We start from the raw sequence: 23,081 nt of genomic DNA, 5'->3' as shown, positions 1-23,081 counted from the left end.
TTTAAGCTAAGTTTCTAATTTTAGTCAAGTAAGTCACGTTTGGCTGAACGTTTAGCTCTTCCAGTACGTGGAATGCGCGTTCACCTTTTTCGCGAGCCAGAATTTTAGAGATACGGCTTTCTTTATCAAGCATATCACCGAACACGATCGCTTCTGTTGGGCAAGACTGTGCACAAGCAGTTACAATTTCACCATCTTTCGGTCTTCTGTTCTCACGCTTCGCTTCTAACTTACCAAGCTGTACACGCTGCACGCAGAAAGAGCATTTCTCCATTACACCGCGACCACGTACTGTAACATCTGGGTTAAGCACGAACTTAGCCAGGTCGTTATTCATAGTATAGTCGAACTTATCGTTGTTTGAATATGCAAACCAGTTAAAGCGACGTACTTTGTAAGGGCAGTTGTTTGCGCAATAGCGAGTACCTACGCAACGGTTATAAGCCATCTGGTTAATACCTTCTGAGCTGTGCATGGTAGCAGCAACAGGGCAAACAGTCTCACATGGAGCATGGTTACAGTGCTGGCATAGCATTGGCTGGAAGATAACAGAAGGATTTTCTGCAGGATCTTCCATAGTTGCATAATCCTTCTCCTCGTGCTCTACTGCGCTGTAGTATCTGTCGATACGCATCCAGTGCATTTCGCGACGGTTAAGAACTTCTGCTTTACCTACTACCGGAATGTTGTTTTCTGCCTGACAGCTAATTGTACAAGCACCACAACCTATACAAGAGTTAAGGTCGATAACCATACCCCAGTGGTGGTTCTTGTATTCATAATCATCCCAAAGTGAGATAGAAGATGGTTTCGCAGGACCTTCATGTGTAGCTATGCGAACATATTCTGTTACTTCTTTCGGATTCTTTACATACTGAGCCAGTGTATTTTCCTGAACTACCAGACGATCCATGATCGTGTGGTGTGTTTGCATCTGAGCGATTTCAGAAGTAGCTTCTGTTTTCTCGATTTTAACCGGGCTAGTATAAGCTATGCTGTTATTAACAACTGTTGCAATCGGGAAAGCATTTGCTCCTAGTCCTTTTGCAACAGGCATTGATGTGATATCACGGCCGTAACCCATAGCTATACCTACTGTACCTTGCGCCTGACCTGGCTGAACCAGCACAGGAAGCTCAATAGATTTACCATTAGCCATAGTTACTCTAACTACATCACCTTGTACCAGCTTCATGTCTTCAGACATTTTGCGTGACATGGTTACATAGTTGCCCCAGGTAGCTTTAGTAATAGGATCAGCCATTTCCTGAAGCCAAGGGTTGTTGGCTTCAGTACCGTTACCGATAGCTACTTTTTCATAAAGAACAGCTTCTATAGCACCTGCTGCAGGTTTTGCAGTTCTGGCAGTTATAGTTGCAGGAGTGAATGTGTTGCTCACAGTAAGCATGCTGCTTCCGTTCTGCAATACACCATCATGAACTGCTTTTTCCCATCCTTTATTAAAGTCACCTGTAATTACTTTTCTCCAGTTGTTACGGATATATTCGTAGTAGCTGGTATTATTTCCACTCCAGGTTAACAGGGAGTCCTGCATCTGGCGTGTTGTAAATATTGGCGACAGAACTGGCTGGGCTAAGCTGATGTAACCTTTCTTAGGCTCGAAGTCATTCCATGATTCCAGATAGTTATGATCCGGAGCCACGATGTCTGCCAGCGCTGCAGTTTCATCCACACGCTCAGCAAAAGACACTTTTAAGCTTACTTTCTTTAATCCGCTAACAACTTTGTCAGCAAGCGGATGGTCATAAGCTGGGTTTGCATTATAGAAGAACACAGCACCAACAGTACCGTTGTTCATGTCATTGATCAGGCGGATCATCTGCGCATCGTTACCCTGCTTTACAAAGTAAGGAGTTGCAGAATCTATAGTTGATCCTTCAGCACCAAGTGACTGGTTAATAGCTGTAACCATTGCCTGTACAGCCGGATCGTTAGAACCAGATACTACAAGCGCTTTACCAGCATTCGCCTTCAGGTCTTTAACTGCATTTGCTAATGCTTTTGCATCTATACCTTCAACATTACCTGCTGCACCACCAGTAATTGCTTTATGAAGCGCTGAAACTACAGCGTATTCATCAGATGGTTTAATTGGAACACGAATATCAGCGTTAGCACCAGTAAGCGACATAATAGTCTCAAACTGGTAGTGGCGTGACATATCTTTTTTGTCAGCAGATACTTTTCTGTTGGTGATGTATTGCTTAGCAAAGATAATCGGAGCTAACCATGTACCTAAGAAGTCTGCATTTATACTTACAATGATGTTTGCTTTGCTGAAATCATATCCAGGTACAACACCATTGTTAGCGCTTAAAAGAGCTGAGGAAGAGTTAGCATCATAAACTACGTGTTCGAAGTTACCGAAACGTGAGCCGAACTCATTGATCAGTTGTTTGGTAGACGGAGAAATAACCGTTGAAGAAACGATAGCTACTTTACCATTTACAGAACGTAAACGAGAAGCTATTTCACGGTCAACTTCTTCCCACTTTGCTTCTTTACCTTTTAATAAAGGTGTGCGAAGTCTGTTGTTATCATACACACTCAGTACTGAAGCCTGTGCTCTTGAGCTTGTACCAATTGGAGTAAGTGCAGATGTAGGGTTTGGCTCGATCTTGATCGGGCGTGCTTCACGGGTTTTAACAAGAATACTGTTATAATCACCGTTCAGGTAATATGTTGTAGCATACCAGTTAGCTGTACCTGGCTCCACATCAACTGGCTTGTTCAGGTAAGGAATAGCTTTTCTTACCGGCGCCTCGCATGAAGCAAGAGAAACGGCAGCTACACTGAATCCAAGAAGCTTCAGAAAGTCGCGGCGGTGTGTTTTACCACTTCCTGAAGTTTCTTCACCACTAGTTTCGTTAACCGGCAGGAATTCTGGAAACTCATTATGAGCATGCTTAGCGAACTCCGGAGTATTCTCTAACTCCTCAATTCCTTTCCAGTACTTTATTCTGTCTTGCATAATATATTTAGAAAACTCGAATATTCAGATAATAATTGACTGCTTAGTAATGGCATTTAGAACATTCTGTACCACCATTTGAAGCTACTGTGAAAGCACCTTTAGAAGAAGCATCATGCAACTTCACCAGGTTATCATAGTACTCGTTTCCTTCTGTGTTCAGAGGTGTCTCGCGGTGACAGTCGATACACCAGCCCATTGTTAGCGGAGAGTATTGATATACTACATCCATCTCCTGGATAGGGCCGTGGCAAGTCTGGCATTCAACACCACCTACCTGCGTGTGCTGCGAGTGGTTAAAGTATGCCAGGTCTGGCAGGTTGTGAATACGAACCCACTCAATTGGTTTATTGCGCTCAATAGCTCTGTAGATCTTCTGAATCTCAGGAGACTCTTTCTTGATCTGGCTATGGCAGTTCATACAGATGTTTGCTGATGGAATACTGGCACTCTTGCTTTCATAAACAGTGCTGTGGCAGTAGTTACAGTCGATCTGATGTTCACCAGCATGAAGTTTGTGTGAGAAAGCGATCGGCTGCTTAGGCGCATATCCTTCCTGTATACCTATACCCATTACTTTATCAAGTGACAGGTCAAGTAACACAACCACAAAAATCAGAAGTACCAGCGTACGTACAGCTTTTGACTTATAGATCTTAGAGAAATCAAATCGCTGATTTACAATTTCTCTGTCTTCTTCAGCCAGGTCACGGTTCTTATTCAGGTAGTTCTTCAGAAGTGATGTGATCAGTAAAAGTGTTACCACAAGAACGATCAACACTATAATAAGAACAACCAGTACGATGTCAAGGTAACCTCCTACGGCTCCAACAGCTTCAGTACCAACGTTCTCACCCGGAGTAGTTCCTTCCGGACCTGCAACAGTTGTAGGAGCTGCTGCCGCAACATCTGCCTGAGAGCCTACATATGCCAGAATTGACTTGATCTCATCATCAGAGAAGGCAAAGGAAGGCATTGCCTGCTTGTTATACTCATTATATACAGCAACAGCATCTGCATCTCCAGACTGGATAAGTGCCTGAGAATTCTTGATCCAGCTAATCAACCAGCTTTCACTTCTTCTCTTCTGCACATCTTTCAGGCCAGGGCCTACTATAACATCGCTACCAGCAGAGTGACAAACCGCACAGTTGTTTTTGAACAATGCCGCACCTGCATCAATTACAGCAGGATCCGCAGAACCCGCCTGAGCACCTTCGGTAGAACCTGGCTCTACTCCTTTGGTAGCTACATCTGCCTGCTCGCTTTCACCTCCTTGTGCCTGCACCCCGAAGGTCACAGTCAAAGAGAAAAGGAATGCAAGGAAGATCTTGTGTTTTGTTTTAAGTATACAGCTAATCATAGCCATCATCACTTGTGTGTTTAGTATAATGGTGAATTTACTTTTCGGGCACAAATCTACTATGCGAATTCCATTATTCAAACATATACTTTTTATTTTTGGAACCATACCTGTACCCCTGTGGTTTACATCCGCTGAACTATTAAAATCCCGTCTGTTATACAATTTAAAGCCTTTTTATTTAGAATGATTATAAATTGAAACTCCTTTAAAGGAATGCTGTTGCTATTTGTTTTGTATAATTATAGTGCAGTTTTAGTGCAATGTCCAGCAGGTATACCTACTATTACTCTTTATAGTTATTAATGTAGCATTTTGATGTTCTCAGGCCTGCTGTTTTAAAGGACTATTGGTGTACATATTTATTACATATAATGCAAAATGGGCAAGGCAAGAGGTGGGTTATCTTAACAGAGCTGTATTTTATAGTGTAAAGTATTGTTTTTGAAAATAGTTAGCTGTAATTTTGCGTGCTAAAATCAAAAAATTCTAACAAAAGAATGGAATTAAAAAATTACGAAACGGTCTTCATCCTGACTCCGTTGCTTAACGAGACTCAGATGCAAGAAACGGTCGAGAAGTTCAGACAGGTGCTTAAGGAAAATAGCGCCGACATTATCCACGAGGAGAACTGGGGTCTGCGTAAGCTTGCTTACCCAATCCAGAAGAAATCAACTGGTTTCTATCATCTAATCGAGTTTAAGGCTCCGGGTACAGTAGTAGATCAGCTTGAGCTGGCTTACCGCCGTGACGAGAAAGTTGTTCGCTTCTTGACTACTGCACTGGATAAGCACGCAGTTGCTTATAACGAGCGCAGAAGAAATGGCGAGTTTAAACAAGCTAAAAAAGAGGAGGTTAAAGGATAATGAGCTTAGTTAACGAAAGAGTACACAAGCAGGAGAATCGTCAGAAATACTGCCGATTCAAGAAAAGCGGAATTAAGTACATCGACTATAAAGATGGTAACTTCCTGCTTAAGTTTGTAAATGAGCAAGGCAAGATCCTTCCAAGAAGATTGACAGGTACTAGCCTTAAGTTCCAGCGTAAAGTATCTCAGGCAGTTGCAAGAGCACGTCACCTGGCTATTTTACCTTATGTAACAGATTCTTTAAAATAAGGAGGGATTAGAGATGGAAGTAATACTTAAAGATGACGTTAAAGGCCTAGGCTACAAGAACGATATCGTAACAGTAAAACCAGGTTACGGCCGTAACTACCTTATCCCACAGGGTTTTGCAGTTATCGCTGATAAAGCTAACAAGAAAATTGTTGCTGAAAACGTACGTCAGGCTGCTCACAAAGCAGATAAAATTAAGAATGATGCACAGGAGCTGGCAAACAGCATCGGTGACCTTACTTTAGAATTACCGGCAAAAGTTGGTGAAACTGGTAAAATCTTCGGTTCAGTTACTACACTTCAGTTATCTGATGCTCTTAAGGCAAAAGGTATTGAGGTAGATCGTAAGCGTATCTCTTTTGACCAGGAAGTGAAAACTGCCGGTGAGTATACAGCTACAATCAACCTTCATAAAGAAGTGAAGCACACAGTTAAATTCAATGTAGTAGCTGAGTAATTAGCACTATACTTATAGGAAAGCGTCTCGGAGTACTTCGGGACGCTTTTTTTATGCCTATATCTGCAGGTAAAGTATAAATTACAGCTATACTTCGTAGTTTTATAGTTAAGGCAATACCTATCAACCATGTTTCGTACGGAAGTTCACATACCATCAACCGGGATTAACCTGCAATTGCACGACAAAGTAGTAACTATAGGTTCCTGCTTTGCGGAGGTAATTGGTACGAAGCTCCGGGAATACAAGGCAGATGTAGTGATAAACCCCTTCGGCACAATTTTTAACCCGATCTCGGTAGGCCGTTTGCTGCAGGCTGTCGCCGGAGGACCTTTTAATCTGGAACAAAACCTGGTACTGCGCGATGGCATCTGGTATAGCTATGACCTGCACTCTTCCCTCTCCTCTCCTGATAAAAACGAGCTGCTGCAATTAATAGAAGCCCGCATAGAGCAAACACGGGAACATTTAAGCCAGGCAAAACTGCTAATCATTACTTTGGGTACGGCTGTATCTTATAAACTCGCAGACACAGGAAACATAGTTGCCAACTGTCATAAATTAGCAGCCAAACAGTTTAGCAGAACCTTATTAACCATAGAGGAAATCACTGAAAGTATAGAAGTAAGTTACCATGCATTAAAGAAGCTAAACCCTGAACTACAGCTTATACTTACCGTGAGCCCGGTGCGGCATGTAAAAGAAACATTATTGACTAACAGTGTAAGCAAATCTATACTTCGGGTTGCCACACATTACCTTACCGAACAACATCAGGATATTTTATATTTCCCAGCGTACGAGATAATGCTTGATGACCTGCGGGATTACAGGTTTTATGGCCCGGATATGCTGCACCCCACTCCTACTGCCGAAGATTATATCTGGCAAAAGTTTATTGCAGCTTACCTTCACCCACTTTACCAGGAATTTTTACCTGCATGGGAAAAAATTAGAAGAGCAGTTGCTCACCGGCCATTCCATCCGCACGCTGAAGCACATCAGTCATTTCTTAATAATACATTAGCTCAACTGAAGCACTTGTCAGTTAAGTATAATATTTCTACAGAAATGGAGGAACTTGTACTCCGCCAGCAGCTTACGTCTACTTAATATTTACCTGCCTTAACAACCCAGTGCCTGTGCGTCGTAAAATAAAGTATAGAAGTATAGACCACCAGCACAAGAAGTATGGCAGACAGGAAACCTAACCGGCTTATTAAAGAAAGTAGTCCTTACCTGCTGCAGCACGCTTATAACCCTGTTGATTGGTATCCGTGGGGTGAAGAGGCACTGCAACGCGCAAAACAGGAAAATAAACCAATATTGGTAAGTATAGGCTATGCCGCCTGCCATTGGTGCCACGTAATGGAGCATCAATCATTCGAGAAAGAAAAAATAGCGGCTGTGATGAATGAACATTTCATTTGTATAAAAGTTGACCGCGAAGAACGTCCGGATGTAGATGCCATTTATATGGATGCCGTACATGCGATGGGTTTACAGGGTGGTTGGCCCTTAAATGTATTCCTGACTTCAGAAGCTAAGCCGTTTTACGGAGGTACATACTTTGCCCCTCAGCAATGGGTACAGCTGCTCCAAAACATAGCCAATGCCTATCAACAGAACCGCCAGGACCTTCATGAAACAGCAGAACAGTTTGTAGAACACCTAAATATAAGCGACCTGGAGAAGTATGGCCTGAAGCAGAGCGACAAACAGGTAAACGAAGAAGACTTGCAGCAGCTATACCGCAACCTGAGCAAACGCTTCGACAGGGAACGCGGGGGACTAGCTCCGGCACCAAAATTCCCGATGCCAACCAATTTCCTGTTCCTGCTGCGCTATTTTAATCATACACAAGATAAAACTGCACTTGCCCAGATAAATCTCACTTTACGCGAGATGGCTTTGGGTGGCCTTTATGATCAGGTTGGAGGCGGATTTGCACGTTACTCTGTGGATACAGACTGGCTGGTACCGCACTTCGAGAAAATGCTCTATGATAACGCCCAGCTTGTTTCACTTTATGCGGAAGCCTATCAGGTAACGAAAAACCCGCTCTACAAGCAGGTAGTTTATGAAACGATCAGTTTTGTAGAGCGCGAACTGATGAGTAGTGAATTTGGCTTTTATTCCTCATTAGATGCTGACAGCGAAGGGGAAGAGGGGAAATTTTATACTTTCACAAAAGATGAATTAAGCAAGCTTCTAAAAGATGAAGAGCCACTTTTCTCCAAATACTATAATGTAACCGCAGCAGGCAACTTTGAGCATGGCCGCAACATTTTGCACCGCCGCGAAAGCGATGAATCTTTTGCAAAAGAAAACGAACTTGAGATTGAAGTGCTTCAGGAAATGGTGTCTGCGTGGAAAAAGAAGCTTATGAAAGTACGTGCCAAGCGTGTCAGGCCTGCACTGGATGATAAGATATTATGCTCCTGGAATGCCTTGATGTTAAAAGCCCTGGCTGATGCATATTATGTTTTCGGGGAGAAACCCTTCCTGGACCTGGCCCTGAAGAATGCAGAATTTATTTTTGAAGAACTAAGAGAGGGCAACAAGCTTTGTCATAACTATAAAAATGGTAAGGCAACTATAGATGGCTTCCTGGATGATTACGCTTTACTGATAGCAGCACTGTTACGCTTATATGAAGTAACTTTTAATGAAGAGTGGCTACAGCAGGCAAAACGGTTTACTGATTATGTAATCAGTCATTTTCTGGATCAGGAAGATAGCATGTTCTACTTCACAGATAAAAGCGATGAAAAACTGATTGCCCGTAAAAAAGAAATTTTTGATAATGTGATCCCGGCTTCAAACTCAGTAATGGCTAAAAAACTGCACAAGTTGGGTTTATACTTCGATAATGCAGCTTACCAGCAAATAGCAGATAAAATGCTGAATACAATTATTCCGCTGCTGATAAAAGAGCCATCGCATCTTAGCAACTGGGCCATTTTATACTACAATAAGCTTACCCCAACCGCCGAAGTTGCTATAGTTGGGAAACAGCTACCCCAAATGCGGGAAGAGCTTAGCACTTTTTACCTCCCAAACATGGTGCTAATGGGCAGCGACCACAAAAGCAAACTTCCGCTACTTGCAGACAAAGTGCCTGTTGATGGTAAAACCACTATTTATGTTTGCTATAATAAAACCTGCCAGTTGCCTGTGCATACTCCTGCCGAAGCTCTTAAACAACTACAGGGCTGGCAACAACAGGTAAAATTTCCGGCTTTATAGTTTATTTATAGGTAGCCTTATCAGGTTTATTAACCATACGGTTATCTTACTTGGTATCTTGCTACATGTCGTGCTTTTTCCCGACATTTGTATAGATCAAGTATAACTTTCACCCTTGTCAGAGCTACTCAATTTTAATTTCCCGCCGGAACCGGCCGTAGATCGCGTTACGCTTTTTGCTGATGTGATACTGCCCTTGCCGTTGCCAAAGCTGTATACTTACCGCATCCCGTTTGAAATGAACGATGAGGTAATGGTGGGCGCGCGGGTAATTGTGCAGTTTGGCTCTAAAAGGATATTAAGTTGTATAGTTGCTGATATCCACGACCAGGCGCCGGCTGATTATCAGGCCAAGTATATACTGGATGTATTGGATGATACACCTATAGTTACAGTACCGCAGCTAAAGCTTTTTAAGTGGATTGCGGATTATTATATGTGTACGTTAGGTGAAGTGATCAATGCGGCGCTGCCATCGGCCTTAAAACTTAGCAGCGAATCCCGGATACAGCTCCACCCGCACTTCAACCCAGAAGAAGACGACATTCCGCTGGCAACCCAGGAAGTAAAGATCATTTATGCATTGCAGCAGAACCAGGCCATGACCTTTACTGACATCGGTAATTTGCTGCAGATCAAAAGCTATCATAAGTTTATAAAATCGCTGATCCAGAAAGAAGCGATCATTATATATGAGCAGGTAAGTGATAAATTCTCGCCTAAAGTGGTAAAGAAAATACGCTTATCTGAGCATTTTGTGCAGGAAGAGGGTATGCTGGAAGAGCTGTTCGAGCAACTGACGCCCAAACCAAAGCAGCTGGATATACTGCTGAACTACCTGCAAAAAGTGCCGGTGCACCAGGATGTAAACCTGAACTATAAAGGCATCGAGAAATCTATACTTACAAACAACCCGCACCTGTCTAGATCATCCATCGATTCGCTGATAAAGAAGGGTGTGCTGGAACAGTTTGATCAGATTATTTCCCGCTTCCCGGTAGATGATTCGCCACGCCAACTGCCGATGACGCTCTCCGAGCACCAGTTGCAGGCGAAAGATGAGATACTGGGGCTATTTAAAGAAAAAGACACAGTGTTGCTGCATGGCGTTACAGGTAGTGGCAAAACCGAAGTATACATCGACCTGATAAAACATGCCCTGGAAGGTGGCGGACAGGTGTTATACTTATTACCGGAGATTGCCCTTACTGCCCAGATCGTGACGCGCCTGATGAAAGTGTTTGGCGAAAAACTGGGAGTGTATCATTCCAAATTTTCGGATAATGAGCGCGCCGAAGTATGGCAGGGTGTACTTTCAGGCAGATTTCAGGTGGTAGTTGGCGTTCGTTCATCAATTTTCCTGCCGTTCCACAATTTGTCGCTGATTATTGTGGATGAAGAGCACGAAGCCAGCTACAAGCAATACGAACCGGCCCCGCGCTATAATGCCCGTGAAACTGCCCTGATGATGGCACACTTGCAGGGAGCCAAAACATTGCTTGGCTCAGCCACTCCATCCATCGAGACATACTATAACTGCAAAACCGAACGCTGGGGATTGGTAACCATGCTGAAACGGTTTGGTGAAGCACAATTGCCAGACGTGGAACTGGTAAATACCCGTGAGGAGCAGCACCGCAAAACCATGCACAGCCATTTTTCCAGCCGGTTGCTGAACGGTATTGAAGAACGCTTAAAACGCCACGAACAGGTTATACTTTTCCAGAACCGCCGCGGCTATGCCCCTTTTATTGCCTGCGACGAATGTTCCTGGATTCCGAAATGTCGTAACTGTGCCGTGAGTTTATCTTACCATAAGTTTAGTGGTGAGCTTCGTTGTCATTATTGCGGCTATCACGAGCGCATGCCTTCCGATTGCCCTGCCTGCGGTACCACTACACTTAAAAGTATGGGCTTTGGTACCGAGAAGATTGAGGACGACCTGAAACTGATGCTGCCAAATGCCGAAGTGCAGCGCATGGACTTGGACACGACCAAGAAAAAGAATAGCTATCAGCAGATTATTGCCGATTTTGAGAATGGCAAAACCAATGTGCTGGTAGGTACCCAAATGGTTACAAAGGGCCTGGACTTCGAAAACGTGAGCCTGGTAGGTATTCTTAATGCTGACAGTATTATCCATTTCCCGGATTTCAGGGCACATGAACGGGCGTTCCAGCTATTTGTGCAGGTAAGCGGACGTGCAGGACGCAAAGGCAAGCCAGGCACTGTTGTTATCCAAACTCGCGACCCCATGCAGTCTATCTTCCGGAAAGTGAAAAGTGTGGATTATGAGAGTTTGTATGCCTATGAAATAGAAGAGCGGATGCGTTTTTCTTATCCTCCGTTTGTGCGCATGATACGGATAACTGTAAAACATGCCGAGGAGCGTACATCGGAAAATGCAGCTATAGTGCTGGCAAAAGACCTGACAGACAGGCTGGGTAAACAACAGGTACTTGGACCGGAAATCCCATATATATTCCGTATCCGGAATTTATTCCTGAACGAGATTCATATAAAGCTTCCACGTGAAAATGTGAATCTGCGTAATGCCAAAGGACAGATAGCACAGGCTATCCAGCAATTATACTTATTACCTGATTTTAAGGGGATAAAGGTAGTGGCTGATGTGGACCCGGTGTAAGACCTGAAATTTATACTTGTCAAAAAAGCGCCAGAACAAGCAGTAAAGCACCTTTTAAAAAATAATTAATTTTTTATACAATAAAAGTAACCTTGCCAAAACACTAGCGTATATATAGATACCTTTGGCTAAAAGTTGAAAACCTGAAAATCTTAAGCATCTACCAAGACACTTACGGATTTTCAGGTTTTTCCTTTTTATATGCCTTTCCTGAGCCTATACACATACATTATACCTGCCAGCAGGAACAGCACACCCAGCACTATATCCATCGTATCGCTTTCACCTTTCGCAAAACGGTATGCATTTAAACCTGCAGCTGCAAAACAGGCCACAGCAAGTATAATTTTAAAGGTTCTGTTATCTCTCATTACAATTCTTTTGTTGGGTAAAGTATAAGTACTAAGTTATAATATAATACTGTACATGCATAATCCTGCATAAGCTATAACATAAAAAAGGTCTTCCGGCACAAACCAGAAGACCTTTACTTTTGATAAAGCTATACTTACTGCCCTACCACAAATACTGCGTTTCCGAACATAAGCTTGCCACTATGCCAGAAACCACGGAAGAGCGGGTTATCTGCCATATAAATTACCTGACCGTCGCCCATTGGCTGTGAACCAAGTATAAGCGCATCCTGTAGTTTCTCTTTTATAGCTGAACCCACAAACCCAGTAGTATAGTTGTCCTTTTTCAGTACACCTACATTCCAGCCCTCTTCCAGGTATTTAAAGGTATTTGCTGAACGTATCAGGGCAAAATAGGTATCACCGTAGCCAAATGAGAGTGGGTGGGTTTTATCCAGATTTACCCGGAACACACTGCCTTGTACTTCTTCGGCCAATGCCTGGCGCTCCCGATCTCCATAAGCTTTTAAATGCTGATAAGGATTTTCTTCCTTCTTGTCTTTTACTTTTTCTTCTTCACTCTTCTTGGTGTCTTTATTTTTCAGGTTGAAATCTTTTTTACCAACCAGAAATGCAGCAGCAGTTTCCATTGCAATCAACCTTCCGCCACTTCTAACCCAGTTTTTTACCTGTTCCAGGGTCTGCTCATCCAGCACTTTACCATAAGAACCTGATGGAAGTATAAGTACATCGAATTCATGCAATGGCACATTTCTAAAGTATGAGGTATTGATCGCAGTAACAGGGTAGCCAATCTGCTGTTCAAAGTAGTGCCATACTTCCCCGAACGCATACGGCGATACACCTTCTCCGGTCATGACAGCTACTTTCGGCATTTTTAAATAACGCACAGAACCTGATCCAAAGTCGGCGCCACTGCTTACGAAACCTGTGCCTGTTGCTCCCAGCGTTATACTATGCTGCTTTGCCAGGTCACGAACTATAGTATCAAATTTATTACCCAGGCGCTCATTACCAGTACGTGTAATAATCAATGTGCCAGGTGCGAACTGCTGCTTATCCGTTTCAAACCCTTTTTCAGCCATACGTACTTTTACCCCCTGCTTCATCAGCTCTGTCAGAAATTTGAGGTCCTGCAAGCTGTTCCAGCGTGCCAGGTAAGCATAAGGCTTTTCTATAGTTGGAGTGGTAGGTGCAGAAGCTGCCTGCTGTTTGTTTTGAGGCTCCAGTTGCTTTTTAAGTGCGTAACCTTGTACACCAAATGCATACGGCATAGCCCAGGATGTAATATCATAGGTTAGGGAATCTTCCAGCTGGGCATGCGGCTCGAACAACACTTTTACCAGCGTAGACTTCGGCTGGTACAGGCTGATCACCACATCTTTCTCCCCTACTTTTACATTTTCTTCTTTTCCGTTGGCATAGTTAAAACCTCTGCCAGATGTACTTCTACCGGCATAGCCATACTGTATCTGTTGGCGGTCCAGGTAATCGGTAAGGGCTTTTACGTTTCCTGCACCACTGCCTTCGGTTTTAATTACAAAGGCTTTATAGTCTCCGGTAGGTTTTGTTCGGTTGTTGTCGTAGTATTTCCTGAACTCCTGCTTTATCTGGTCTGCTTTTTCTGAGGTGGCCTGCATGGTAGCCATACTTGCCGCTACGTGGTGTGCAATACGGTCTGTAAGCGTAAGCGTATCGCCACTCTGTGTTTTTATAGCCAGCCCTGCTCTGCCAGATCCTCCCTGCTCATAAGTCATACCGATGGCACCATTAAAAGTAGGCCAGGTATCGCCGTAGCTTGGGTAAAACAGGTCGAAATTTTCGCGCGTAAAGTATAGCCAGTTGTTCTTATCAAAATACTGGCGATTATAATCTCCAATGGTATTCTGGAACTGGCGCTGCCATGGCGTTATACTTTCGTGTAAAGGTTTTGCTGCCGGCGAAAAATAATACGGCGACTCTACTCCCATCTCATGAAAATCAGCATGCACCTGTGGCAGCCAGTTGTTATACACCACCATGCGCTGCTTCGATTCAATTTGCGTTTGCCACGCCCAGTCGCGATTCAGGTCGAAGTAATAATGGTTTGGTCTGCCTCCCGGCCACGGCTCGTTATGTTCCCAGGCATAAGGCGAAGCATTTCCTCCTTGTCCGGCAGTTTGTTTATACCACTGCACATAGCGCTCACGGCCATCCGGATTCACACATGGGTCAAGTATAACTACCGTATTTTTTAACCAGCTCTGCGTTTGCGTATTTGCCGGGTTGGCCAGTTCATATAATACCTGCAGCACTGCTTCGGTACTTACAGACTCATTTCCGTGGATGTTATAGCTTAGCCAGACTATAGCCGGCTGATTTCCCTGCACCTGGCCTTGTTGTATGCCTGCCATTCTAAGGTTATTTTCACGGATCTGCTCCAGGCGCGGGAGATTTTCTTCAGATGCCACATACGCCAGTACCAGCGGACGACCTTCATAGGTTTTTCCGTATTCCTGTACTTTCATGCGGGTTGGTACCTGTGCTGCCAGGTAGTTCACATAGTCGAGCACGCGGTTATGAGTGGTAAATTGCTGCCCAAGCTTGTAGCCAAGAAACTGTTCGGGAGTTTGAATACGCTGCTGCGCCCAGGCCACCTGTACGCTTAGCCATACCAGCAGAAACGCAGACAGCCACTTAAGAGAATCTCTCATAAATTAAATGTATAGGATGAAATAAGGGAAGTATAACTATAAGCGTAAAGTTACTGATTTTGCACTTTAATACTGCCTTATACTTTATTACCTGAAACTGGTTTGTTTACTTCTTAACAGCTTTCGTAAAATGAGGGTATGCCAACAAAACAACGTATAAAACAGCTGCTTTACCGCACATTTTATGTTTTAGGATTCATGATTATATTAACTATAGTTACGGCACTTATACTTAGCATTTTACCTGTTAACAGGGACTATACACAGGCGCAGGAAGAACATATTGAAATCTTCATTACTTCTAATGGTATACATACAGACCTGGTGCTTCCTGTTGCAACACCTTATATAGATTGGCGCGACAAGATTTCGCTGCAGCATTTTGCAGGGGCTAACAACAACTTTACGCATATCGGATTTGGATGGGGAGACCGCGAGTTTTACATGCAGACCCCAGAGTGGAGCGATTTAACCATAGAGGTCGCGCTTTCAGCTATGTTCTGGCCATCGGCATCTGCCATGCACGTAGAGTATATACCTAAGCCATTGATCCCAAACAAACACCAGCGCCCTATTAAAGTTACTCCTGAACAGTACAAAAAGCTCGTAGCTTATATTTCAGACTCTTTCCAGCGCAGAGGTGAATACTTTATTATTATACCTGGCAAAGGCTATACTTCTACCGACAACTTTTATGAAGCTAAAGAGCTGTTTTATTTCCCTAAGAACTGTAACAACTGGGTAAATGGAGGCCTTAAAGCGGCAGGCTTAAAAGCTGCCTTCTTTGCACCTTTTCCTTATGCAGTTATGCGCCATTACAGGTAGAGGCTATTCAAAAAATTAATGTATAAAATCGCCTTCTGAGCAAGCAATACTTCACGCCTCAAGTATAGGTCACACAACTATACTTTAATTACCAGCAACCCAACAAAACTTTTGAGCAGCCTTTATTTGCTCAGGCAACCAGATAGTTTTGTGTTTTGTATTTTTATACTTACAATTACAGTTACCCCTGAACGCAAAAGAGACGGGTAAAATACCCGCCTCTTTCAGCTTTAAACCCTAATTAGTTCATTGTTTTAATAATTTGAAATTATCCGTGCGTCCGTTTACACGGGTGGTTACTATGTAGATACCACTTGGCAAGCTTTCTCCCAGATCAAGTGTTACAGTGGTTTTACCTTGTGCCACTTCCATTAATTTGGTCGTCACTTTCTTGCCCATTATATTGGTCACGGTAATTTCCAGCATGCCATCTTTCTCTGCCTCTACATCCAGCTTCACTTCTCTCGTGAATGGGTTCGGATACGCCAGTATGTTATTGCTCACGTTACCAAAGGTTACCATCTTCGGACCGAAATAAGTGAACTTGCCATCCGTATCCATCTGCTTCAGTCTGTAGTAGCGTGTGCCATACTTGCCATCTTCCTTATCAACAAACTCATAGGTCTGTTTCAGAGAAGTATTTCCGTTTCGGGTGGCTACAAAGTCAAGCTTTCTGTACGTTCTGCCATCCTGAGACACCTGTACTTCAAAGCCTTCGTTGTTCTCTTCCATGGCAGTAGCCCATTGTATCACTACATTGTTACCCTGCTTTTCAGCTCTCAGGTAAATAATCTCTACCGGAAGTGGTTTGATCGGCAGATTTGAGAATACTGGCAGAGATAAAGTGCTGTAGCATTCGCCGGCTCTGCCCGAGATCACCACTTTTACTTCATATGGTTCATCACTCACAGTCAGGCGTTTGTATACATTGCTAGTACCACTCTGTACCTGTGTCCAGGTATCTGTAAACTGGCTACCTACATACCACATATAAAGTGTAGCATCTCCATTATCGGCGTAAGTTGAGTTTACTGTAAATACAGCTGTCTCATTCAGTTTAACCGGATCAGCATCTGTAATTGGTCTGCCATCTTCATGTGTAGCCGTCATTTGGCCGGTTGGCACAACGGTAGGTTCAACTGTTAAAGTACCCAGGTTTATAACTACTGGTGTTGGTGTACATGTACCGCTTACTTTTACAGTATATTCACCATTATGGCTCGTTTGCGCACTGGCTATACTTAAGCTGTTGGTATTGTTTCCTATTGATACGCCATCTTTAAACCACTCATAAACCAGACCTGTACCCGTTGCATTTACACTCATGTTCACGGTTGTACCCTGGCATTGTGTAGCTGCACTCATGTTAGCAGATGCAACTACTGGCTCGTTTACTACAAGAGGAGCTATAGTTGATGTTAACACACCGCAGGTACCTGTAACTCTTACAGTATAGTCGCCGGCATCTGCTGCAACTGCTGAAGGAATACTATAGGTAGGTGAAGTGGCCCCCGGTATCAGGGTAGTACCTTTATACCATTGGTAAGCAACATTTGTACCGGTTGCTGCCGCACTAAATGATACCGGTGATCCGGAACAAACTGTCAGTCCTTGCGGCTGTGTTGTAATTCTGGTTAGCGGATTAACAAGCAGTTCAGTAATATTTGAGGTAACTGTAGAACTACAAGCTGAAGTTGTGCCGTTGCTTACAGTTACATAATATTTGCCTGCATCTGTTAAAGCCAGGTTGCTTATTGTAATAGCGTTTGTTGTAGCGCCGCTTATTTTGCCGGTAATATTTGCAAGCGGAGTAGCTGAACCTTCCTTATACCAGGCATACTGTAAGTTAGAACCAGTAGCTGTTACGCTTAGGGTAACATTTCCGGCTTCGCACTGGGCAGGTATTGGGTTAAGGTTAGCAGTTATAGCAGCAGGCTGATCTATTTGTATTGTTACAGCATTAGAGTTAGGTCTGCCTGCACATTTAGATTGTGCTCTATATTGATCAAGTATAGAATTAAATCTTACATAAACCTTATCTCCATTTACCAGGTCTACATTAGCAGTATTCACAGCAAAGTTAAAAGTGTTTGAGCCAGCATAGGCAGCTGTAGCTAACACTAAGCTACCTCTCTCGCGAACAAGCTCTACCTGTAAGTTTGCTATACTCCAGTAAGGGAAAGAAGAGTCAAGTGTGGCAGTAAAGTTTATTATACCAACCTGGCAGATCGGGTTAGCAGTCAACATACTGGTATACGACTCCATCTCAGCACTATACTTTCTGTCAGAGAGCTGGCTGGAAAGAGTTGGAACACATGCGCTGCTATTTTTAGATGTTACATATACTCCATAGTAGTCCATAGATGACAAGCCGGCATCGGTGGTTATAGTACCATCATTTTTCCTCTCAACTTTCTCATTCTTATGCCACTGATACTCGAAATCGTTCGAATTTACTAATGTACCACCAGTTACAATTGGCTCGAAGAACCTGTAAGCCATCGCCTTGATAATATCCGGAGTACCGGCTGGGAACGGATAATTCGGGTTAGCAACCGGGAAGCTTCCGCTGCCAGGCGGCACAAATGATCCGTTCTCATAGATTGGTCGGCCAAGATCATCAACTAAGTAAGGATAAACTATACTTGTAATATCGCGGTAGATCTTAGTAGTATACTGCACATTATCCCCTCTACAGAAAGGCATCGGTATAGCTGTAACTACTACTCTGTAAGTAGATCGTTTGACGGTTACATTTTTAGTAATGCTGTTGGTACAACCAGCAACAGTTACTGTATAAGTTATAGGTACAGTTACTGTTGTAGTTGAAGCAGGCACTCCATTAAAAGCGTTACAAGGGTTAAAAGTTGTTCCGCTCACACCAGGACCGGAGAATGTTCCACCTGATGGGTTCTGGCCTGTTAAAGTTACAGTGCCATCTCCAGAGTAAAACACCTGTCCTTCTGTTACACCAGTAAAGGCTGGATCTGGCTTAGGTTTAACTGTTACCACTACATTCTGGGTATTAGAACAACCGTTTGCAGTTATAGTATATACATAAGTTACAACTTTATCAGTAGTAGTTGTGTTGGTCAGCGTCTCGTTTATACTTCCGGTACCTGTAGCCGCAGCATTACTGATACCAGTCACCGCAGCCCTGCTCCACAATGCCACCGCACCACCTGGCGAAACAGTAGCATTATAAGTAAACGCCGTACCACTGCATATAGCAGCAGGAGTTAGTGTACCTGTCAGTTTAGGTGTAGGATAAACCGTAATAGTAAAAGACTTCTGAGCAGCAGGACAGCCATTAACCGATGCATTTACAGTTACAGTAGTGGTTAAATTAGAAGTTGTTGTATTTGTAGCAGCATAAGCACCGATATTTCCTGTGCCGCTGGTTCCAAAACCAACATCTTTTGAAGACGTCCAAGTGATAGTTGACCCGGCTACAGAGCTTTCAAAATTGATTGCCGAGCCAGCTGCGCCATTACAGTAGGTTTTGTCCTCTATTGCTGTAATAACAGGAGTTGGTTTAACTGTATAAACTACATCATCAGAAGTCAAACATCCGTTTGTAGTTACAGTCATAGTAAGTACTGCACTACCTACACCTGTTATGTCTACAAAATTATTATAAATCCATGGGTAAGCTAAGTTAGTAACTGAAACACCAGGATCAGTACTCTTAACAGTCCATTTAACCTGATTACCCGCTTCACTACCACTTCCACTAGCCTGTCGCCAGAATCTTGTAAAGGTAGCACCAGCACATAACGTCTGATCAGGTCCTGCATTGGCTGTTGGATAAGGATAAACATTAAGTGTGATATCCTTTGTCGCGTCGGTACAGCCGGCAACGGTACTGCTGGAGGTTAACCTAACTGTTACGGTACCTATACCAGCTATAGTAGCCTGTGTATTACCTGTATTCGGACTACTGAAGTTGCTTAATGTTGCAGAACCTGTTGTGCTTACCACACTCCAGTGCGGCGTACCGTTTGTAGCGGTACCTGTTAAGTCGAAAACAGTAGTATTATTTTCGCCAACGCACTTAGCTGCAACCGGAGCAGATGCAGTTACTATAGGCTGAGGATTTACAGTTATAGTTGTTGCAGTTGCGCTGGTTGTAGTACATCCTGTAACTGAATTAGTTACCTTAACTGTATAGTTACCGGCTGTAGTTGCAGTATAGTCTCTGTCTGTACCGCCGGTTGTTATAGTTGATCCATTTCTAAACCATTGATATACATAATTTACACCTTGAGGAGCGCTAAGAACAACTGATCCTCCTTGGCAGAAAGTAGTAGGGCCACCAGCTGTGATATCTGCAGTAGGTAACGGATTTACGGTTAGCGTTACAGTACTATTGGCAGTTGTACAGTTAGAAGCGTTGTTCGTAGTACGTAATGTGATTGTGCCTGAGCCCGTACCTGTAGCAGTTACAGTAGCAGTTGCTTTACCGGTAGTTGCGTTGTAAACCGGATTACTGATTACATAATTACTATTAGACGATAACCATTGTGCCGTACCTCCCGAAAAGTCACCTAATACAGTGAATGAAGTTGTATTTCCTGCACCTAAGCATTTTTGTTCATTTGTACTAGTGATCGTAGCAATTGGCTGTGGTAATACATTTACTACTACTTTAGCTGACATCTTCGCGCAGCCTTCCACAAGGTTTGTTACTTCCACCTGGTATTCACCACTTTCAGATGCAGTAAAGCTCTCGCTACTGGCACTTTCAATCTCACTACCATTCTTAAACCACTTATAAGTATAAGGATTCTCAGGATCAGGAGACTTATTTGCACTCATTTTAACACTACCTCCCTGGCAGAAAGTACTTGAGCCTGTCAAAGTGATATTTGCCTCAGTAGGGATCTCAGCTACAATTACAGTTAATGTTTCTGATGTTTGCTGGCATCCATTCTGGTTGGTAACTACCAGGTAGTAATCTCCGGAAGTTGTAGCTACATAATCTTTAGCAGTACCTACCTGTGCATTATCTGCTGCATTAAACCACTCATAAGTAAATGTATCGGTATCCGGCAGCGCAGTTGGAACTAGCACCACTGAATTACCTTCGCAGAATTGAAGTGGGCCGGTTGGAGTTATACTTACTGTTGGTAGTGGGTTTACAGTAGCTACTACAGCTACTCGCTCACTTTCGCAACCAGTTGTGGTATTATAGCTGCTGGCATAAAAAGTAGTAGTAGAAGTAATGGTTGGAGTTGTATAGGTGTTACCAGTTGCAACTGGGCTTCCGCCTGTAGCAGCAGTATACCATCTAATATCGTTACCGTTTTCACCAACTGTAGCTCCCAATGTAACTTCACCCTGATCACATACCTCTCCTCCGGTTACAGTTGGTGCAGCAGGTATAGGGTTAACTGTTACTGTTACTGGCTCTGAAGCAGAACTGGTACAGCTGTTGCCGTCAGTTACCTGCACAGTAAAGGTGCCATCTGCATCTACAGTTATAGATTGGGTAGTTGCACCGTTGCTCCATAACCATGAGGAACCGTTGCTGGCAGTAAGTGTTACTGACCCGCCCTGGCAGAAAGTAATCGGACCATCTGGAGTGATAGCTGCAACTGGCAGCGGGTTAACTGTAACTGTAACAGGCGCTGAAGTACGCGCACATCCATTTGCTGCGGCAACTGTTACAGTATAGCTACCTGCGGTAGTGGCTGTAAAAGTTTCAGAATTGCTACCAACAGCTGTACTGCCGTTAAACCACTGGTAAGTATAGGTTTCGCCATTCGGTGCTGCCGGGGCATTTAGAACAATACTACTGCCTTCGCAAATCGCAGTTGAGCCAGTATAATTTATGGTTACCGGAGGTGCCGGTAATACATCAATATTAAATGTTACTGTGCCTGATGTGCCACAGATATTTTTGGCGCTGGCCGTTATAGTTACTGCACCCGACGCATCTATACCTGGTGTAAATCTGGTTTCGTTTGCGCTACCTGTACTTGCAAATGTACCGCTACCTGCTGTAGCAGACCATGTATAATCTGTAAAACCTGCCGGAGCTGTAAATACTACATCCTTACCAGCACAAACTGTACGGTCACCGGCAATTGTGGCATTACTGAAAGATGGCTTGACATTTAAAGTCTGAGGATTTGAAGTTATAAGAGCAGGAGGACCTGGATTTTGTACAGTTATACTAATATCGCCTGCAGTAGCAAGATCTGAAGCCAGCAAGACTACTTGTACTTGGGTAGCACTTACAAATGTTGTTGCCCTGTTTTGTCCGTTTACCTGGCCAACTGAGTTCTTTTCGAAGTTAGTACCTGTCAACGTGATGGTATAATCTCCGCTACCTTCAGTAATACAGTTTGCTGGTAATGTTGAAAGAGTAGGAGTTTTGCTGTTTACATTAAATGCTGCACTTGTAACTCCTGTAAGTGTTCCGCTGGATGCAGTTAAAGTATAACCTGTTCCGGCTGCATCTATACTTAAACCAGAGAAAGTAGCAATGCCATTAACAGCTGCAACAGGACCTCCACCACTTAATATACCATTACTCCCTGATGGGTTATTGCCTATAGCTATACTTACTTGAGCTGTAGAACCTGCTCCTGAGGTAACTATATTGTTAAATTGATCTTGAATAATAATAGTTGGGGATGGTGTAATTGAATTTCCTGTAAGTACATTTGATGGTTGTTGGCCAAATACTATTTTCTTGGCTGCACCATTTGTATGGTTGATTTGAACCACACTAGAGTTAGAAAAAATAAGAGCTCCTCCAGCAGTTACAGCTACAGTTTCTGGTGCTGTTGCACCATCTAAAGCCCTAATTCTAATACCACTAATTATTATTTCTTCTATTTTATTATTTACAGCACCATTGTAAAAAATGGAAATCTTACTGGCAGTAATACTAGAAACTGTTACTGTGAATGTTTTACTTGAATTATCAGTTTCGCGTCCTAACAAAGTTATACCAGTAGGATTAGTAGTATAGAATTCCCACCCACTAGGTGCATTCAGATCAATGGTATTGTTAGTTCCAAATTCTGTATTAGCACTCTCCCTAAAGTTAATTGTTCCAAGAGTGGTATAAGCTGTTGTTGTTGAGTTTGCTGCCAGATCGGCAGAGACAGAGATAGGATTTACACCAGTTACAGTTATACCTACAGCTGCCCTTAAATAAGCTGCCGAGATGATGAGGAGGAGAAGCGTGGTGGTGGCAATCGTGAAATGCTTGACTTCTCTGAACTCTGAAATCAGTTTAGTAAAATTTTTCTTCATGTGTTAATGACTTTTAGGGATTTAAGCTGGGTTTGGGTCGGGTTGCAAGTGGCACGTTTGGTTTATGAAGTGCAGTGGAGTGTTTTAAGCTTTAA

Annotated in this window: 12 protein-coding genes; 7 read left to right on the top strand and 5 right to left on the bottom strand. The window is 43.3% G+C overall.

What is annotated here, in order from left to right; all coding sequences use genetic code 11:
• Window position 1: 1 nt before the first annotated feature.
• Both MJ612_RS14640 and MJ612_RS14635 read right to left on the bottom strand, forming a co-directional pair.
• Window positions 2-2,992: a TAT-variant-translocated molybdopterin oxidoreductase gene (locus MJ612_RS14640; protein ID WP_187030930.1), complete on the bottom strand. Its 2,991-nt coding sequence runs from the start codon at window positions 2,990-2,992 to the stop codon at window positions 2-4.
• A 43-nt stretch (window positions 2,993-3,035) separates the two neighbouring features.
• Window positions 3,036-4,364, bottom strand: coding sequence for a c-type cytochrome (locus tag MJ612_RS14635; RefSeq protein WP_250419196.1), 1,329 nt, complete (start codon window positions 4,362-4,364; stop codon window positions 3,036-3,038).
• Between the two features lie 491 nt (window positions 4,365-4,855).
• On the opposite strand from MJ612_RS14635, the gene rpsF reads away from it, so the two are divergent.
• The 6 genes from rpsF to priA all read left to right on the top strand — a co-directional run bounded on the left by rpsF (window position 4,856) and on the right by priA (window position 11,825).
• Window positions 4,856-5,221 carry a 30S ribosomal protein S6 gene (gene rpsF / locus MJ612_RS14630; protein WP_187030932.1) on the top strand — a complete coding sequence of 122 codons (366 nt, stop codon included), beginning with the start codon at window positions 4,856-4,858 and terminating at the stop codon, window positions 5,219-5,221.
• Window positions 5,221-5,472 carry a 30S ribosomal protein S18 gene (rpsR, locus tag MJ612_RS14625; protein WP_007652662.1) on the top strand — a complete coding sequence of 84 codons (252 nt, stop codon included), beginning with the start codon at window positions 5,221-5,223 and terminating at the stop codon, window positions 5,470-5,472. Before rpsF ends, rpsR begins: the two co-directional genes overlap by 1 nt.
• Before the next feature lie 13 nt (window positions 5,473-5,485).
• Entirely contained in the window at window positions 5,486-5,929 is a 444-nt protein-coding gene (gene rplI / locus MJ612_RS14620; RefSeq protein WP_187030934.1) for a 50S ribosomal protein L9, read from the top strand.
• A 129-nt stretch (window positions 5,930-6,058) separates the two neighbouring features.
• Window positions 6,059-7,042, top strand: a complete 984-nt coding sequence (locus MJ612_RS14615) for a GSCFA domain-containing protein (RefSeq protein ID WP_187030936.1) — start codon at window positions 6,059-6,061, stop codon at window positions 7,040-7,042.
• 78 nt (window positions 7,043-7,120) lie between these two features.
• Window positions 7,121-9,178 carry a thioredoxin domain-containing protein gene (locus MJ612_RS14610; RefSeq protein WP_187030938.1) on the top strand — a complete coding sequence of 686 codons (2,058 nt, stop codon included), beginning with the start codon at window positions 7,121-7,123 and terminating at the stop codon, window positions 9,176-9,178.
• A gap of 115 nt (window positions 9,179-9,293) precedes the next feature.
• Complete coding sequence (priA, locus tag MJ612_RS14605; RefSeq protein ID WP_187030940.1) at window positions 9,294-11,825, top strand: replication restart helicase PriA; 2,532 nt, start codon at window positions 9,294-9,296, stop codon at window positions 11,823-11,825.
• 197 nt (window positions 11,826-12,022) lie between these two features.
• On the opposite strand, the gene MJ612_RS14600 is transcribed toward priA, so the two are convergent.
• Both MJ612_RS14600 and MJ612_RS14595 read right to left on the bottom strand, forming a co-directional pair.
• Window positions 12,023-12,196, bottom strand: a complete 174-nt coding sequence (locus MJ612_RS14600; RefSeq protein ID WP_187030942.1) for a hypothetical protein — start codon at window positions 12,194-12,196, stop codon at window positions 12,023-12,025.
• A 137-nt stretch (window positions 12,197-12,333) separates the two neighbouring features.
• Window positions 12,334-14,892 carry a M14 metallopeptidase family protein gene (locus MJ612_RS14595; protein WP_187030944.1) on the bottom strand — a complete coding sequence of 853 codons (2,559 nt, stop codon included), beginning with the start codon at window positions 14,890-14,892 and terminating at the stop codon, window positions 12,334-12,336.
• Between the two features lie 138 nt (window positions 14,893-15,030).
• Between MJ612_RS14595 and MJ612_RS14590 the strand changes: the two genes are divergently transcribed.
• On the top strand, window positions 15,031-15,717 hold the full coding sequence (locus MJ612_RS14590) for a TIGR02117 family protein (protein WP_187030946.1): 687 nt from the start codon (window positions 15,031-15,033) through the stop codon (window positions 15,715-15,717).
• Between the two features lie 246 nt (window positions 15,718-15,963).
• Here MJ612_RS14590 and MJ612_RS14585 read toward each other — a convergent pair whose 3' ends face one another.
• On the bottom strand, window positions 15,964-22,986 hold the full coding sequence (locus MJ612_RS14585; protein ID WP_187030948.1) for an Ig-like domain-containing protein: 7,023 nt from the start codon (window positions 22,984-22,986) through the stop codon (window positions 15,964-15,966).
• Window positions 22,987-23,081: the final 95 nt, after the last annotated feature.

It is taken from the genome of Pontibacter deserti (genome assembly GCF_023630255.1).
GTDB classification, from domain to species: domain Bacteria; phylum Bacteroidota; class Bacteroidia; order Cytophagales; family Hymenobacteraceae; genus Pontibacter; species Pontibacter deserti.
Note: the sequence above shows the minus strand (reverse complement) of the source record. Positions and strands in the feature narration are given on the sequence as shown.

Coding starts and splice junctions, on each gene's coding strand:
- MJ612_RS14640 (WP_187030930.1), bottom strand. CDS start 2,992: ATGCAAGACAGAATAAAGTACTGGAAAGGAATTGAGGAGTTAGAGAAT.
- MJ612_RS14635 (WP_250419196.1), bottom strand. CDS start 4,364: ATGATGGCTATGATTAGCTGTATACTTAAAACAAAACACAAGATCTTC.
- rpsF (WP_187030932.1), top strand. CDS start 4,856: ATGGAATTAAAAAATTACGAAACGGTCTTCATCCTGACTCCGTTGCTT.
- rpsR (WP_007652662.1), top strand. CDS start 5,221: ATGAGCTTAGTTAACGAAAGAGTACACAAGCAGGAGAATCGTCAGAAA.
- rplI (WP_187030934.1), top strand. CDS start 5,486: ATGGAAGTAATACTTAAAGATGACGTTAAAGGCCTAGGCTACAAGAAC.
- MJ612_RS14615 (WP_187030936.1), top strand. CDS start 6,059: ATGTTTCGTACGGAAGTTCACATACCATCAACCGGGATTAACCTGCAA.
- MJ612_RS14610 (WP_187030938.1), top strand. CDS start 7,121: ATGGCAGACAGGAAACCTAACCGGCTTATTAAAGAAAGTAGTCCTTAC.
- MJ612_RS14600 (WP_187030942.1), bottom strand. CDS start 12,196: ATGAGAGATAACAGAACCTTTAAAATTATACTTGCTGTGGCCTGTTTT.
- MJ612_RS14595 (WP_187030944.1), bottom strand. CDS start 14,892: ATGAGAGATTCTCTTAAGTGGCTGTCTGCGTTTCTGCTGGTATGGCTA.
- MJ612_RS14590 (WP_187030946.1), top strand. CDS start 15,031: ATGCCAACAAAACAACGTATAAAACAGCTGCTTTACCGCACATTTTAT.
- MJ612_RS14585 (WP_187030948.1), bottom strand. CDS start 22,986: ATGAAGAAAAATTTTACTAAACTGATTTCAGAGTTCAGAGAAGTCAAG.